The organism is Wenzhouxiangella indolica (assembly GCF_042310355.1).
Classification (GTDB): domain Bacteria; phylum Pseudomonadota; class Gammaproteobacteria; order Xanthomonadales; family Wenzhouxiangellaceae; genus Wenzhouxiangella.
The window spans coordinates 456,915-473,327 of the sequence record NZ_JBHJMR010000002.1 but is presented as its reverse complement, the minus strand read 5'-3'; the positions used below and the strand labels follow the sequence as shown (position 1 = coordinate 473,327).

9 protein-coding genes are annotated in these 16,413 nt (G+C 66.5%); 7 read left to right on the top strand and 2 right to left on the bottom strand.

The features are described 5' to 3' along the window. The first annotated feature begins 172 nt into the window (after positions 1 to 172). The 7 genes from ACDC67_RS05140 to ACDC67_RS05110 all read left to right on the top strand — a co-directional run bounded on the left by ACDC67_RS05140 (position 173) and on the right by ACDC67_RS05110 (position 15,015). Positions 173 to 676, top strand: coding sequence for a rhodanese-like domain-containing protein (locus tag ACDC67_RS05140; RefSeq protein ID WP_376691173.1), 504 nt, complete (start codon positions 173 to 175; stop codon positions 674 to 676). Between the two features lie 62 nt (positions 677 to 738). Beyond that, positions 739 to 1,239 carry a protein-export chaperone SecB gene (secB, locus tag ACDC67_RS05135; RefSeq protein WP_376691171.1) on the top strand — a complete coding sequence of 167 codons (501 nt, stop codon included), beginning with the start codon at positions 739 to 741 and terminating at the stop codon, positions 1,237 to 1,239. 13 nt (positions 1,240 to 1,252) lie between these two features. Next, complete coding sequence (locus ACDC67_RS05130) at positions 1,253 to 2,254, top strand: NAD(P)H-dependent glycerol-3-phosphate dehydrogenase (RefSeq protein WP_376691169.1); 1,002 nt, start codon at positions 1,253 to 1,255, stop codon at positions 2,252 to 2,254. Between the two features lie 273 nt (positions 2,255 to 2,527). Then, on the top strand, positions 2,528 to 4,672 hold the full coding sequence (locus ACDC67_RS05125; protein ID WP_376691167.1) for an adenosylcobalamin-dependent ribonucleoside-diphosphate reductase: 2,145 nt from the start codon (positions 2,528 to 2,530) through the stop codon (positions 4,670 to 4,672). Between the two features lie 24 nt (positions 4,673 to 4,696). Continuing rightward, positions 4,697 to 5,467: a TSCPD domain-containing protein gene (locus ACDC67_RS05120; protein ID WP_376691165.1), complete on the top strand. Its 771-nt coding sequence runs from the start codon at positions 4,697 to 4,699 to the stop codon at positions 5,465 to 5,467. Between the two features lie 129 nt (positions 5,468 to 5,596). Next, the gene (locus ACDC67_RS05115; RefSeq protein ID WP_376691163.1) at positions 5,597 to 6,532 is read left to right on the top strand and encodes a universal stress protein; all 936 of its coding nucleotides are present in this window, start codon (positions 5,597 to 5,599) and stop codon (positions 6,530 to 6,532) included. Positions 6,533 to 6,543: 11 nt separating this feature from the next. Beyond that, positions 6,544 to 15,015, top strand: coding sequence for a GH36-type glycosyl hydrolase domain-containing protein (locus ACDC67_RS05110; protein WP_376691162.1), 8,472 nt, complete (start codon positions 6,544 to 6,546; stop codon positions 15,013 to 15,015). A 49-nt stretch (positions 15,016 to 15,064) separates the two neighbouring features. Here ACDC67_RS05110 and ACDC67_RS05105 read toward each other — a convergent pair whose 3' ends face one another. Together ACDC67_RS05105 and ACDC67_RS05100 are read right to left on the bottom strand one after the other, a co-directional pair. Further along, positions 15,065 to 15,502 (bottom strand): universal stress protein, encoded by a 438-nt coding sequence (locus ACDC67_RS05105; protein WP_376691160.1) that lies wholly within the window; start codon positions 15,500 to 15,502, stop codon positions 15,065 to 15,067. A 312-nt stretch (positions 15,503 to 15,814) separates the two neighbouring features. Then, on the bottom strand, positions 15,815 to 16,375 hold the full coding sequence (locus ACDC67_RS05100) for a DUF805 domain-containing protein (RefSeq protein WP_376691158.1): 561 nt from the start codon (positions 16,373 to 16,375) through the stop codon (positions 15,815 to 15,817). Positions 16,376 to 16,413 lie beyond the last annotated feature (38 nt).

Sequence of the window (16,413 nt, the reverse complement as noted above, 5' to 3'; positions counted from 1 at the left end):
TGGCAATCGTCTCCCGATCCATGGCCCCGCTCCTTGTCAGAATAAAAAGGGGACACTTTAACTTTGCGGAAAGGGGACATTAGCGCTTTGGGCTAACACAGCCGGCACAATGCTGGCAAGAACGCACCAGATCAACGATAATGGGCGGCTTTGACCGGAGTCGATTCACGCCATGGAACAAGCCCTCGAGTTCATCGGCAACCACCCGTTGCTGACCGGTGCGCTGGGTGCGGCCATCGTCGCGTTGCTGGCCTACGAGATCAGCCGCCTGTTTCGCAAATGGAAGGAACTGGGCACGCTCGAGGCGGTCCAGTTGCTCAACCGCGAGGATCCGGTCGTGCTCGACGTCTCCAACAGCACCGACTACGCCAAGGGGCATATCCGCGGCGCGATCCACATGCCGCCCTCGCGCATCGAGGCCGGCAACCAGCAGCTGCTCAAGCACCGGGAACAGCCTTTGCTGGTCTATTGCCGCAACAACCAGGTGGCCCCGCAGATGGCCTCGCGCCTGGTCAAGCTGGGATTCACCAACGTCAACGTCCTCGCGGGCGGCCTGACGCAATGGATGAGCGATCAGCAGCCGGTATCGCGCCACAAGGGCGCAGGCAAATCCGAGTCCGGCAAGGACAAGAAGTCCAAACGGAAGGACAAGAAGAAGACCGACCAGGCGGAATAGCGGACCGGTATCCTGGAACAATTTTCAATCAATTCAAACGACTGTAGAGGAAACCTCAGATCATGGCAGAAGAGAATCAGCAGGGCGCGGCCGGCGACGGCCAGGAAGCCCGAATGGCCGTCCAGCACGTCTACCTCAAGGATGCGTCCTTCGAAGCCCCGAACGTGCTCGAACTCGAACAGGGCGGCAGCGAGCCCGACGTCAACATCAACATGTCCCAGCGCAGCGAGAACATGGGCGAAGGCCGTTACCACATCGTCTTGCAGGTCACCGTGACCTCCAAGCAGGGCGAGAAGACGGCCTTCCTGTGCGAAACGCAGTTCGGCGGCTTCTTCCAGCTGTCGGGATTCAGCGAGCAGCAGATCCCCTACGTCCTCAACGTGCTGTGCCCGAACGTGCTGTTTCCCTACTGCCGCTCGCAGATCGGCGCGCTGGTCAGCGCCGGCGGGTTCTTCATGCCGCCGCTGCAGCCGGTCAACTTCGAAGCCGTATTTCGCCAGCGCCTCGAAGAAGCCCGCAAGCAGCAGGATGAAGGCGAGCAGCCGGCTGAAGACAGCGAATAAGCGGCCGCCGGGCATGGCCACCAGAATCGCGGTTCTCGGCGCCGGCTCCTGGGGTACGGCGCTGGGCATGCAGCTGGCCCGCATGGGCCACGACGTCCGGCTGTGGGCGCGTGATGTCGAGCGCGCCGAGGCGATGGAGCGCGACCGCGTCAACCAGCGCTACCTGCCCGACAGCCCGTTCCCCGAGTCGCTGCACGTCAGCGCCGATCTAGAGGCGGCCTGCGCCGGCGCCGAGCGCCTGCTGGTGGCCACGCCCAGCCACGCCTTCGGCGAGACCCTCGACCGGATCGCGTCGTTCGTGACCGTCGACACCGGCCTGGCCTGGGCCAGCAAGGGGTTCGAGCCGGGCACCGGCCGCCTGCTGCACGAGGTGGCCGGCGAGCGCTTTGGCCCGGAAATTCCGCTGGCCCTGATCACCGGCCCCTCGTTTGCCCGGGAAGTGGCCGACGCGCTGCCCACCGCGGTGACGGTGGCCGCCACGGATCCGGATTTCGGCCAGGCCTGGGCGGGGCTGCTGCACGGCAACAACTTCCGCGCCTACTACACCGCCGACCTGGTCGGGGCGGAGCTGGGCGGGGCGATCAAAAACGTTCTGGCCGTGGCCTGCGGCCTGGCCGACGGTCTGGGCCTGGGCCATAACGCCCGTGCCGCGCTGATTACCCGTGGCCTGGCCGAGATGCGGCGCCTGGGCCGGGCGCTGGGCGCCGACGATCACACCCTGATGGGCCTGGCCGGTATCGGCGACCTGGTGCTGACCTGCACCGGCGACCAGTCGCGCAACCGCCGCCTGGGCATGGCCCTGGGCCGGGGCGGGTCGGTCGACGAGGCCGTGGCCGAAATCGGCCAGGTGGTCGAGGGCATCAAGACCGCCGAGGAGGTCATGCGCCTGGCCGAGCGGGCCGGCGTGGAAATGCCCATCGCCGAGCAGGTGCACGGCATCCTGTTCCGCGGCTGGAGTGCGCGCAAGGGCGTGCAGGTTTTGATGGAACGCGATCTCAAGCCCGAAACCGAGTAGACGCCGGCCCCGACCGGGGACCGGCTGAAATAACTTCTTTTCTTTCTCACGCGCGAACGCCCGTGGTTGCGGGCTGTCGGGCGTGTCGCGTTTCATTGCTCGAAAAGTGAGCTTCGACAAGGCTTGAATCGGCCCGGGCTTGGGCGTAAGGTATGTTCGGCTGACACAATATCTTGTGTTCAGGCTTTGGTTTTGGCACAACGGGTTGTGAACAAGGCGGTGGAAAGCCTGTGCATAACCGGGACTAGCACACAATAATCAAGAGGTTGCGGCATGAGCGTTTCGGCAGAATCTTTGACGGCTGCGCTTCCGGATATCGCCTTCCAGGAAGCGTCGCTGGACATCTGGGACAAGAAGTACCGTCTCAAGTCGAAAACGGGGGAAATCATCGACCAGGACATCGACGACACCTACAAGCGTGTCGCGCGGGCCCTGGCCGACGTGGAGGAGGGCGATGACAAGCGCACGCACTGGTACCGTGAGTTCCTGTGGGCGCTACGCCGCGGGGCGATTCCGGCCGGGCGCATCACGTCCAACGCCGGCGCGCTGGCGCACAAGCCGGCCACCTCGACCATCAACTGCACCGTCTCGGGCACCATCCGGGACTCGATGAACGACATCCTCGGCAAGGTCCACGAGGCGGGGCTCACGCTCAAGGCCGGCTGCGGCATCGGCTACGAGTTCTCGACGCTCAGGCCCAAGGGCGCCTACGTTTCGGGGGCGGGCGCCTACACCTCGGGGCCGATGTCGTTCATGGATATCTACGACAAGATGTGCTTCACCGTGTCTTCGGCCGGCGGCCGCCGCGGCGCCCAGATGGCCACCTTTGACGTCGCGCATCCCGACGTCATGGATTTCATCCGCGCCAAGCGCGAGAACGGCGTGCTGCGCCAGTTCAACTGTTCACTGCTGATCACCGACGACTTCATCCAGGCGGTGGTCGACGACGCCGACTGGCCGTTGGTCTTCCCGGTACTCGACAGCGAGGCCGGGGATATCGACCTGCAGGATCCCGAGCAGGTGATCTGGCGCGAATGGCCGACCGCCGAGGGCTACGTCAGCAACGACGAAGGCCTGGTCGCCTGCAAGATCTACCGCAAGGTGCCGGCCAAGCGCCTGTGGAACATGATCATGACGTCCACCTACGATTACGCCGAACCGGGCTTCGTGCTGGTCGACCGCATCAACGAGGACAACAACAACTGGTGGTGCGAAACCATCCGGGCGACCAACCCCTGTGGCGAACAGCCACTCCCGCCTTACGGCGCCTGCCTGCTCGGCTCGGTCAACCTCACGCGCTTCGTCGAGGAGCCGTTCACCGAGAACGCGCGCTTCAACTGGGACGAGTACCGCCGCACGGTGCAGATCTTCACGCGCATGCTCGACAACGTGGTCGAAATCAACGGCCTGCCGCTGGAAAAGCAGCGCAACGAGATCATGTACAAGCGCCGCCACGGCATGGGCTTCCTCGGCCTGGGTTCGGCGCTGACCATGCTGCGCAAGCAGTACGGCCGACCCGAGTCGCTGGAGTTCACCGAGCGCGTCTCGCGCGAAATGGCCGTGGCCGGCTGGGAAACCGCGGCCGAACTGGCCGACGAGAAGGGCGCGGCCCCGATCATGGACGACGAGTTCGAGGTCACCCCGGAAATGCTGCGCAAGCGCCCGGAGATGAAGCGCGACGGCTACAAGCCCGGCGACAAGGTGCCCGGTAGAGTCCTGCACGCGCGCTACAGCCGCTACATGCAGAAGGTGGCCGAGGTCGCCCCCGAGCTGGTCGACAGGCTGGCCGAGACCGGTGCGCGTTTCACGCACCACACCTCGATCGCGCCGACCGGCACGATCTCGCTGTCGCTGGCCAACAACGCGTCGAACGGCATCGAGCCGAGCTTTGCCCATCACTACAACCGCAACGTGATCCGCGAAGGCCGCAAGAGCAAGGAGAAGGTCAGCGTCTATTCCTACGAGCTGCTGGCCTATCGCACCCTGGTCAATGCCAACGCCATGCCGTACTCGGAAGAGGAGGGCGAACAGCTGCCCGACTACTTCGTCACGGCCGAATCGATCACGCCCAGGGAGCACGTCGGCATCCAGGCCGCGGCCCAGAAGTGGATCGACTCGTCGATTTCCAAGACGGCCAATGTCCCGACCGACTATCCCTACGAGGATTTCAAGGACATCTACCTGTTCGCCTGGGAGCAGGGCCTGAAGGGCTGCACGACCTTCCGCTTCAACCCGCAGGCCTTCCAGGGCGTGCTGGTCACCGACAAGGACCTGGAGTCGACCACCTACGTGTTCGAACTCGAGGACGGCTCGAAGGTCGAGGTCAAGGGCCACGAGGAAGTCGAATACGACGGCGAGTTGCACACGGCAGCCAATCTTTTTGACGCCCTCAAAGAAGGCTACTACGGAAAGTTTTAATTACGGCAGTGCGGGAGCATTGACATGGGTATCAAGATCGACAAGAAGATCGTGAACTACGAAGTTCAGGAAAAGGACAAGGAAGATCAGAAGGCTGCCGGCAAGAAGGAAGGCGGTCGCGAGAAAGCCGACATCATCCGGATGCACGAGAAGCTCGAGCGTCCCGAGGGCATGGAGTGCCTGGAGGGTGCGACCTACAAGATCCGCACCCCGCTCGATGACCACGCCCTGTACGTGACCATCAACGACATCGTGCTCAACCAGGGCACCGAGCACGAGCAGCGCCGGCCGTTCGAGATCTTCATCAACTCCAAGAACATGGATCACTTCCAGTGGATCGTGGCCTTGACGCGCGTGATGTCGGCGGTGTTCCGCAAGGGCGGCGACGTGGTCTTCCTGGCCGAGGAACTGCAGGCCGTGTTCGATCCCAAGGGCGGCTACTTCAAGCCGGGCGGCCGCTTCGTGCCCTCGATCGTGGCCGACATCGGCGCCGTGGTCGAGAACCACTTGAAGCGCATCGGCATGATCGAGCCCGACGAGCTGAGCGAGCAGCAGCAGCTCATTCTCGAGCAGAAACGCGCGGAAGCCGAAGCCCGCGAACAAAAGCAGGCCGATCCGGAAAGAAAAACGGTGACCAGCGCCCCGAGTGATGCCGCCAAGGCTTCATCGGAGCAGGGCGCCGAGGCCTCCTACCCGGCCTCGGCCACCCTCTGCCACAAGTGCCACACCAAGGCCATGGTGCTGCTCGACGGCTGCCAGACCTGCCTGGCCTGCGGGTATTCGAAGTGCGGCTGATCCAGGGCCACTAAAGGGTCACCATCACGCGGCATGGGCGATGCCCATGTCATTGACCTGAATCAACACGGGCCGGTGGGCCGATACGTAGCATGAGACTCAGTTACCTATCGGTGATAGCCTCCGGCCATGCCCTTCTCCCGCATCCTGGTTCCCCTCGACGGCTCGGAATACGCCGAGCAGGCGCTGGTGCATGCCGGGCGGGTAGCGCGGGCGTTTTCCAGCCGGGTGTTCCTGCTGCGGGTGCTGTCGGAGCCGAAGGACGCGCAGGGCGAGCACAGCGCCGGCTGCGTGGACTGGCGGCTGCGCAAGGCCGAGGCGCAGCGCTACCTGCAGAAGCTGGTCGGGGATGAGCGCCTGGCCGGTGCGACGACCGAGATCGAGGTGCTCGACGGGCGCCCGGCCGACGCGGTCGCGCAGTTCATCGAACATCACGATATTCGCCTGGTCGTGCTTTCCGCCTGGGGCGCGGGAGGTGCTTCCGGCTTGCCCTACGGCGGCACCGTGCACAAGGTGCTGGCCGGTACCCGCATTCCCTACCTGATCGTTCGCGGCCAGGCCGATGAGGCCCGCCCCGGCGAGCCCTACCGCCACGTCATGGTCTCGCTCGACGGCTCCCAGCCGGCCGAGGTGGCGCTGCACGTCGCCAGCGCGCTGGATGCCGCCGGTAGCGCGAAGATCGAGCTGCTGCACCTGGTGAGCGAACCCCTGATGCCGCGGCGCAGGCCGCTGACGGCCCGTGAGCAGTCGCTCAAGTCCGAACTGGTCGAGTGCAACCGTCGCGTGGCAGCCGGCTATCTCGAGGAACTGCGCGACCGTCTCGGGTCACGGCACCAGATCGACACCCGCCTCGAGACCTCCGCACGACCGGTGGAGACCATCGCCGAAATCTGCCGACAGCAACGCCCCGACCTGCTGGTCCTGGCCGTTCACCACGGCGAGGGAAGCAGCGGCTGGAGCAGCGAGGCCGTGCGCCAGGTGCTGCTGACGCGCATCACCACGCCGGTGCTCGCGCTGCAGGACGGCATGCGGGTGGGGCAGGAACTGCTGCAGGGCAGTCACTGAGCCGGCTGGACGTGTCAAGCGACCCGCCGACAGGCAGCCCGGAGCCGGACGATCGGTCGCTTGAACGCGCCTTGCACGAGCTGGCACGCAGACCGCGGGAGCAACGCTCGGACGGGCGGCACTTCCAGCGGGAACTGGATCGCCAGCGCAAGCGGCTGGCGCGACTCTACACGGATCTGGACGCGCTTCTGTCCGGTCGCCGCTATGCCTCGCGCGGTGAGGAATGGCTGCTCGACAACCGGCACGTGATCGAGGAGGCGCTCGCCGGTGTTCGTCGCGATCTACCCAAAGCCTACGTGCGCAGCCTGCCCGGAGTCGAATCCAGCGGCGGGCAGCATGAGCCCGCGGTCCAGGCCCTGGCCGCCATCCTGGTGGCGCAGGGCGGTCAGCCGGTCGATCCCGACTGGATGGAGCGCGCCATCGGGATCTACCAGTCGGGCCGTTCCCTGTCGATCGGCGAGCTGTGGGCCCTGCCGGCCTTCGTGATCCTGGCCGAGGCCCGGCACCTGGTCGCCGCCGGCGAGACGCTGATCGAGCAGGTGCGCGAAGGGCAAGAAGAGGAAAGCGGCCTGGTCGAGCGCATCGCCAGCGGCGTGATCAGCCTGCGGACACTGAGCGGTCACGACTGGCGAGAGAGCTTCGAGCGCCTGAGTGCTGTCGAGCGGCTGCTGCGCGACGAACCCGCCGGCGCCTATGCCGATATGGACTTCGAATCGCGCGACCGCTACCGCCGTGTGGTCGAGGAGCTGGCACGCGGTAGCCGGCTTGCCGAATCAGACATCGTGCGGCGTTGCATATCGCAGGCGCGGGCGGCGCCGGCGGACTCACGCCACGCTCATGTCGGCTACTGGCTGGTCGGCGGCGGGCGGCCGGAGAGCGAACGCGTGATCGGCTATCGTCCGCGGCTGGGCAGGCGCCTGCTCGATTTTGCCTGGCGACGGCCCCGCCTGGTCTATTTCCTGCTGGTCTTCGCGCTGGCCGGCCTGACCCTGGCGCTTCCGGCCGCTTACCTCGGCTACCACCAGGCCCCCGCCGGGTTGTCGGCCGCGCTGCTGGTGCTGCTTCTGGTTCCCGCCCTGGGCCTGGCCGTGACCCTGGCCAACGGCTTGCTGACCCGCCTCGTGCCGCCGCGGACCCTGGCGCGGCTGGATTTCGAGTCGGGCATTGCTCCCGAGTACCGCAGCGCGGTCGCCGTGCCGGTGATCTTCGCCGGCCCCGAGGATGTCGACCACGCCTTCGAACGCCTGGAAATCAATTTCCTGGCCAACGATGATCCGCAACTGGTCTGGGTGGTGCTGGGCGACCTCCACGACGCCGATGAACCGGTGCTCGACTCCGACCGGGCCATCCTGCGACGAGGACGGCAGCAGATCGAACGCCTCGGGCGTCAGTATCCCGACGCCGACTTCCTGTTTCTGTGCCGCCCGCGCGAGTTCAATGAACGCGAGGGCTGCTGGATGGGCCGCGAGCGCAAGCGCGGCAAGCTGATGGATTTCAACCGGCTGCTTGCCGGCGACCCGGATGCGGGATTCAGCGACGGCTGCGGCGAGCGCCAGCGACTCGACGGCGTTCGCTACGTGATCACCCTCGACGCCGATACCCGCCTGCCGCCGGGCGCGGCCCGGCAGCTGGTCGGTACGCTGGCCCATCCGCTCAGCCGCGCCGTCTACGGCGCCGACGGTCGCTCGCTCAGGGCCGGCTACAGCATCATCCAGCCGCGCGTCGAGATCGATCCGGACACCACGCGCAACAACGCCTTCACGCGGGCCTTCTCGGGCGACACGACCGTCGACCTCTATACCCACGCCAGTTCGGATGTCTACCAGGACCTGTTCGGCGAGGGCATCTTCGCGGGCAAGGGCATCTATGACTGGCGCGCCATCGAAGCAACGCTGGCAGGACGCATTCCCGACAACAGCCTGCTCAGCCACGACCTGCTCGAGGGCATCTTCGCGCGCGTCGGCCTGGCCACCGACATCGTGCTGATGGAACAGTTTCCGCCCGGCGTGATTGCCTGGACGCGCCGTCAGCATCGCTGGGTGCGCGGCGACTGGCAGTTGCTGCCCTGGCTGGGGCGAAGCGCTCGGGGAGGGGATGGCGATCGCTATCGCAGCCGCCTTTCGCTGGTCCACCGCTGGATGATCGTCGACAACCTGCGTCGCAGCCTGCAGCCCCCGGTCACGCTGCTGCTCATCCTGTTCGCCTTCAGCGGCCTGCTGCCCGGCAGCGACTTTCTTTGGTCGCTGCTGTTTCTCCTTCTGCCGGCCGCCGGCTTGCTGAGCGAGCTGCTGGGCTCGGCCAGTCACCTGCTGGCCGCGCCGCGCGGGGCCGTTCTGAGACTGCGGCCGACGCTGCACGGCCTGAGGCTGCAAGCCCAGCACTGGCTGTTGAGCCTGGTGCTGCTGCCTTACCAGAGCCTGATGATCGGCGATGCGGTTGTCCGCACGCTGCTGCGGCTGTTCGTCACCCGTCGCCACCTGCTTGAATGGACGACGGCCGCGCATGTTCATCGCAGCCTCGGCCACGCCCGCCAGAGCCTGTGGCGCGAGCTGTGGCCATGCCCGCTACTGGGAGCGCTCGTCCTGGTGGGCGTGGGCCTGTCAGAGCCCGGGCTGCTGCTCGTGGCCGCGCCGGTTGCAAGCGCCTGGCTGATGGCCCCGGCCATTGTCAGGCGCGTCGAGCGACCGCGCCGGCGCGAGATCGAGCGCCTGGATCCCGAAGCCGAGCGCCTGCTGCGCCGCGTTGCCCGCCGGACCTGGCTGTTTTTCGACCATTTCGTCGGCCCCGATACCCACTGGCTGCCGCCCGACAACTACCAGGATGATCCGCGGGTGGTGCTGGCGGCGCGCACCTCGCCGACCAATATGGGCATGGCGCTGAACGCGGCCGTGGCCGCGCACGATTTCGGTTGGATCGACCCGCATACGCTCACCGCCTGGCTGCGCAACAGCATGGAAGGCATGGCCCAGCTCGAGCGCTACCGGGGACACTGGTTCAACTGGTACGAGATCCACGATCTCGAGCGCCTGTCGCCGGCCTACATTTCCACCGTCGATAGCGGCAACCTTGCCGTTGCACTCGTCACGTTGGCGCGCTCGCTCGATGAAATCCGAAATCAACCGCTGGCACTGACGCGGTTGGCGCGCGGCCTGGCCGATACGCTCGACCTGATCGAGCACACCGCGCGCCCGCTGGCCGCGCAGGCGCCGCAGAAGAACGCACTGAATATCTGGCTCGATCGCATCGACGCGCAGTACCGGCAGGCGCTGGCCGCCAACCCGGCCGAATGCCGTCAGCTGCTGGACGAGTGGCACGAGCACCAGCTCGACGAACTGGCCGATGCCATCGTCGAACTGGCCGAGGATCAGAGCCTGGACGTCAGCACGGATGTCATCGCCGAACTTCGAACCTGGCTGACGCAGTTGATCGGGCAGGTGCACCAGGCCCGGCGCGCGGTCGAGTCCCTGCAGCCCTGGTTGCCGGAACTGCCCGCACTGAAGCGCATTGCCGAAGAGGCCGGCAGTCCGGCGCTGGAGCAGCTGGCCACGCTGCTCGAGGTCGGATGGTGTCCGCAGGCGCATGCCGCTCAGGGCAGCCGCGCCCGGCGGCTGATGAACGCCGCCCGGGCCCAGGGCGCGGGGCTTCCCGCGGCCCTGGCCGACCGCATCGAAGCCCAGATCGATCAGGCCCGTGAAGCCAATGAGCAACTCGCCGCGGACTGCGCGGACCTGGCCCGCCTGGCTGAACGCTGGGTCGAAGAGATGGACTTCGGCTTTCTCTACGACGCCGAGCGCCACCAGTTCCGGATCGGCTTCGATGCCGACAACGCGGTGCTTGACGCCAATTGCTACGACCTGCTGGCTTCCGAGGCCCGCCTGACCAGCCTGCTGGCGATCTCGCGCGGGCAGGTTCCGATGCGCCACTGGCTGCACCTGGGACGACCGTTCCGTCGCTACGGCGGACGGCGGCTGCTGATGTCCTGGGGCGCGACCCTGTTCGAATACCTCATGCCGCGGATCTACTGCCCGACGCCGGTCACCGGCCTGCTCGAGACGGCGAGCTTCAACGCCATCGACCTGCACCGCGACTTTGCCGACGCCCACGACGGCATTCCCTGGGGCGTATCCGAATCGGCCTACTACCAGCTCAACGAAGAGCGGCACTACGCCTATCGCAGCTTCGGCGTGCCCGGACTGGGCTTTCGTCGAGACCTGGGCGAGCGCCTGGTGGTGGCGCCTTACGCCAGTGTGATGGCCTTGCCGTATCGCCCCGGCGCCGTGATCGAGAATCTAGAAAAGTTCGCCTCGATGCATGCCATCGGCCTGTTCGGCTGCTACGAGGCGGTCGATTTCGGGCGGCGCGCCAGCGACAAGCCGCGCCGCGCACGGGTGGTTCGGGCCTGGATGAGCCACCACCAGGGCATGATCCTGACGGCCATCGACAATTACCTCAACGACAACATCATGGCCCGGCGTTTCATGGGCGACCGGCACGTCGCCGGCGTATCGATGCTGCTGCACGAGCGCCTGCCGCGGACCAGCCCGGAGCTGGCCATCCGCATGCGCCTGCAGCCCGAACGCACCCTGGCCGTCGCCGCCAGCCCGGTGGAATGGACGGTCGATCCGCGCGACACGACATCGACGCGCTACTGCCTGCTTTCGAACGGCAATTTCAGCACCATCCTCGACGCCTGGGGCGGCGGTGGGAGCTGGTGGCAGGGCATCGCCGTCGACCGTTGGCAGGCGGATCTCACCACCCGGCAACACGGACCCCGGCTCTACATCGCCGAACCCGGCGAGGATCGGCTATTCACGCTCGCCGCCGACCCCGCCTCGCCGGACGAGGCCGACGAAGCCCAGGTCGTGCAGGCACCCCACCGGGTCGAGTTTCGTCGCCGACGTCACGCGCTGCTTTGCCGGCTCGACGTGGGCATCGCCGGGCAACACGATGTCGAGGCGCGCCGGCTGGTCATCAACAACGAGTCGGGAACGCCCCGGCGCCTGGTCATCGCCAGCTTCGCCGAGCTGGCCATGGCGCCGGCGCGCGATTTCGAGCGGCACCCGGCCTTTGCCCGCCTGTTCGTCGAAAGCGAGTGCCTGCCGGCCGACCGGACCCTGGTGTTCCGCCGCCGGCCGCGCAGCGACGAGGAAATGTCGCTCTACGTCGGCCACGCGCTTGTGCCGCCGCCGGGCGCGGCCGCGCGCTTCGGCTGGGAGACCGACCGGGCGCGCTTCATCGGGCGCGGCGGCAACCTCCGGCGGCCCGCCGGCTTGTCCAACGGCCTCAAAAGCCTGAGCGGCACGACCGGCGCGGTGATCAATCCCGCCAGCACCACGGCGCTGGAGATCACGATCGAGCCCTACGGGCGCATCGAGATCGGCTTCCTGACGGCAGCGGCGCGCTCGCGCGAGGAACTGCTTGCCGCGATGGCTCACTACCGTTCCTCGAGCCGGATCAGCTGGCTGTTCGAACAGGCCCGCATGCAGTCCGCGCTCGAGCTGCACCACCTGCGGATGCCGCCCGGCGAAGTGCCGTTGGCCATGCAGTTGATGTCGGCCATGCTCGAACCGCAAGCGGAATGGCGGTGGAAGGGCGAACGGCCCGACGAGGCGCTGCAGTCGCTGCTGTGGTCGCGCGGCATCTCCGGCGACTGGCCCATCATTGCCGGCCTGGTGAACAACCGCGGCCACCTCGAACAGATCGAGCGCCTGGTGCGGGCGCACACCCTGATTTCGGGTCGGCAGCTGCGCTCGGACCTGCTGCTGATCGACGAGATGGCCGGTGGCTACGAACAGACCGGTCGGGACCGGCTGCAGGAACTGGTCGAATCCGTACGAGCGCGCACCCAGCGTGTGCTGCTGGGCCAGGTGACGGTCATTCCCGGTCGCGAACTCTCCGCCGACCAGCGCCGCGCGTTGCTGGCCGCTGCCAGCGTGGTGCTCGATCTCGACCGGCCCGACCTGCACAGCCAGCTTGTGGCGCCGCAGCCGGCCCGGCTGCCGCCGCTGGTGCCGTCGCGTGACGCCCGCGATGTCGACCAGGCGCTCCAACCGCTGGCGCGACCCGGCAACCTGCTCCAGGACAACGGCATCGGCGGTTTCAGCACCGACGGCCGCGAGTACATTATTCATCTCCAGCCGGGACAGCACACCCCGGCGCCCTGGTCGAACGTGTTGTCCAACCCCGATTTCGGCACCCTGGTGACCGAATCCGGCAGCAGCTTCTCCTGGGGGGGCAACAGCAGCGAGTACCGCCTGACCGCCTGGCCCGACGACCCGGTCACCGATCCTTCGGGCGAGGTCATCTACCTGCGCGACGAAGAGACCGGCCGGGTCTGGACGCCGACACCGGGGCCTCGACCGGGCCCCGGTGCCTGCCAGGTGCACCACGGCCTTGGCTACAGCCGATTCCTGCGTCACGACAGCGGTCTCGAGCAGGCACTGGATATCGATGTCGACAAGTCCGACCCGGTCAAGATCTGCCGGCTGGCGCTGACCAATCGCTGCGACTGGACGCGTCGGATCACGGCGACCTGTTACCTCGAATGGGTGCTCGGCAACCGACGCGGCGATACCGCGCTGCATCTCGACTGCGAGCTGGATCTCGAGCGCCATGCACTGCTGGCCTGCAACGGCTACGACCGCTTTGCCGGCCGGGGCCATGCCTTCGTCGCCAGCGATCACCCGGTGCACGGCTTCACCACCGACCGAAGGGAATTCCTGGGGCAGGGCGGCAGTATCGATCAGCCCGCGGCGTTGTGGCGAATCGGCCTGAGTGGCTCCCTGGGCGCGGGCTGCGATCCCTGCGCCGCACTCCAGGTTCACCTCGATATTCCGCCCGGCGAGACGCGTGTCGTGCACTTCGTGATCGGACACGGCGCCACGCGCGAGGCGGCCCTGGCGCTGGCCGAGCGATATATCGCCGCAGGGCAGGGCGAGAACAGCCGCAGGCAAAGCCGGAAGCACTGGCAACGGTTGCTTTCATCGGTGGAGATGGAAACACCGGACGAGACTTTCAACCTGCTCTACAACCGCTGGCTGCCTTACCAGGCGATCACCTCCAGGCTCTGGGGACGAACCGGTTACTACCAGTCCAGTGGCGGTTTCGGGTTCCGCGATCAGCTGCAGGACGTCATGGCCATGACCTGGCTGGCGCCGGATAGCGCCAGGGCGCATATCCTGCGCGCGGCTTCCAGGCAGTTTGCCGAAGGGGACGTGCTGCACTGGTGGCACGAGGGCCCGCTTCGCGGCGTGAGGACGCGTTGTTCCGACGACCTGCTGTGGTTGCCATTCGTGACCGCGCAGTACATCGAGGCAACGGGCGATCACGAGATCCTGGACGAGGAGGTGGCCTGGCTCGACGGCGCACCGCTGGTCGCCGCCGAAGCGGAACGCTATGCCGAGTTCGGCCAGAGCGAACGACGGGCCAGCCTGTTCGAGCACTGCTGCCGCGCGATCGACCGGGCCAGCATCGTCGGACCACACGGCCTGCCGGTGATCGGCAGCGGTGACTGGAACGACGGCTTCAACCGCGTCAGCACCACCGGCCGGGGCGAGAGCGTGTGGCTGGCCTGGTTCCTGGTCAGCGTCCTCGAGGCTTTCGCGCCGATCTGCGCATCCCGCGGCGAGAGCGAAAGCGCCACGCAGTACCGGCACCTGGCGAAACTCCTTCTCGGCCGGGTCGAGAACCATGCCTGGGACGGCCGCTGGTACCTGCGCGCCTGGTTCGACGACGGCACGCCGCTGGGCTCGGAAGAAAGCGAGGAATGCCGCATCGACCTGATCGCCCAGGCCTGGGCGGTGATCGGGCCGGCGCAGCCGCCCGAGCGTGCGGCGACCGCCATGGCATCGGCCCTGGAACAGCTCGTCGACGACGACGCCCGGCTGATTCAGCTACTTCGTCCGCCGTTCAATCGAATTCTGCATGATCCCGGCTATATCCGCGGCTATCCGCCCGGCATTCGCGAAAACGGCGCGCAGTACACGCACGCCGCCACCTGGGCACTTTGGGCGGCGGCCCGCCTGGGATGGTCGGGCGAGGTCGAACGACTGCTTGCGATTCTCGATCCGGTCAAACGCAGTTCGAGCGAGGAAGCGGCCCATCGCTACCGCCTGGAGCCCTACGTGCTGGCCGGAGATATTTACAGCCAGGGCGACAACCGCGGCCGGGGGGGGTGGAGCTGGTACACGGGCGCGGCCGCCTGGGCCTGGCGCGGGGCCGTGGAGGCCGTATTCGGTCTCCGGCGGCAGGGCGGCAAGCTGCGTATCGAGCCTTGCCTGCCGCCGGCCTGGAATCGCTGCCGCGTCACGCTCAGCGCCGGCGCCTCGCCCTATGTGATCGAATACAGGCAGGATGCCGTTCAGGCGCAGGGGCCGCGCCAGGCAAGCATCGAGGTCGACGGTCGGCAAATTGAAGGCACGCTGATCGACTTCACCGACGACGGCGACGCTCATCACGTCATCGTGACCATTCGTCGCCGCTGAGTCCGGAACCACTTAGTTGTCGGAAAGTCATAGACTTACGGGCATTTCCTCAGGCTACGGTAACCAGACCCGGGGCGTGCGCGGCGACCTTGGTGCTGACGCTGCCCATCAGCAGGGACTTGATTTTCGACAGGCCGCGTCGGCCCATCACCAGGTGCGTACCCAGGTTATCTTCCATGAAGGCGATGATCTCCTCGGCCGGATCGCCGCTCAGCACATGCTTGTTCGCAAACGGCTGTCCCAGGCGCTGTTCAGCCGCCTCGAAGATCTTCCGCGCTTCGCTGTCGCGCGCCTTCTCCAGGTTCTCTTTCGAAGTCTGTTCGTCCAGGCCCGACGGCGTGGCCGAAAAGCCCCGGTGGTGAGGGAAGACATAAAGCGCCGAGAGCTCGCGGCCCATGGCCCTGGCCAGGTCGCGGGCGGCATCGAGCGCCTCGAACGCGGGCTTTGACCCGTCCAGGGCGATGACCAGTTCCTTGGATTTGCTCATGGAATTCTCCTTGCGCGTCGTCAGAGTGTCCGACGAGGATTGCACAGGCCGAGGCTCAGGTTCTTGACCTTGATCAGAGCCGCTGCAGCGCCAGCGGTTGCGGCCTGTACATAACGAGAAATAGTCTCAGGAAGTAACTGTAACCAACGGATAATAAAGTGCTTCATAGAAGTGGTGGTCGGGGGCCCTGGAATTCACTTGCTGGGGCGGCCTGATCGCGAACTTTACATAATATACATTATGCGAACTACTGGCTCTCAAGTTGGAGGGCCCATAAGATTCCCCTCTCGACCAAATCCGCCCCTCCGAGTCTCATGAACCGCTTTTGGCAGCCTCGTCCAGGCCCACCGTTCGCGTCGGATACGTGAGCAGATAAAGCAACACCAGAATCCCGCCAACCGGCGCCAGGCTGATGAGCTGCCACCAGGGACTCAGGCCCGCATCACGCAGACGCCGTGTGCACGCGGCGATCCACGGCAGCAGAACCACGATGCCGGCCAGCTGCAACGGCAGCGCGCCCACGTACTCGGCCAGGATCTGAGCCAGCCCCAGGAACATCACCACGGCGAGCACGAACCACCAGAACTCCCCGCGCGGCGTGACGCCAGTGAAGTCCAGGCCGCGCATCACGCCCGCGCGAATGGCTCTGAGCGCAGGTTCGCTGGGCCCCGGTTCGCTTGCCAGCAGGCTTTCGGCCGGCACCTCGAACACGGCACAAAGCGCTCGCAGGGATTCCTGGGAGATCCTTGCACCCGATTCAAGGCGCTGGATCGTGCGCAGGTTCAAACCACTCAATGTGGCCAGCTGCTCCTGCGACCATTGCCGCGCAAGGCGCAGCTCTCGCAGTCGAACACTGTTGACGTGCATGGACATTCCTCATCGTGGGCTCCAAGGATTGGAATTATCGGCCC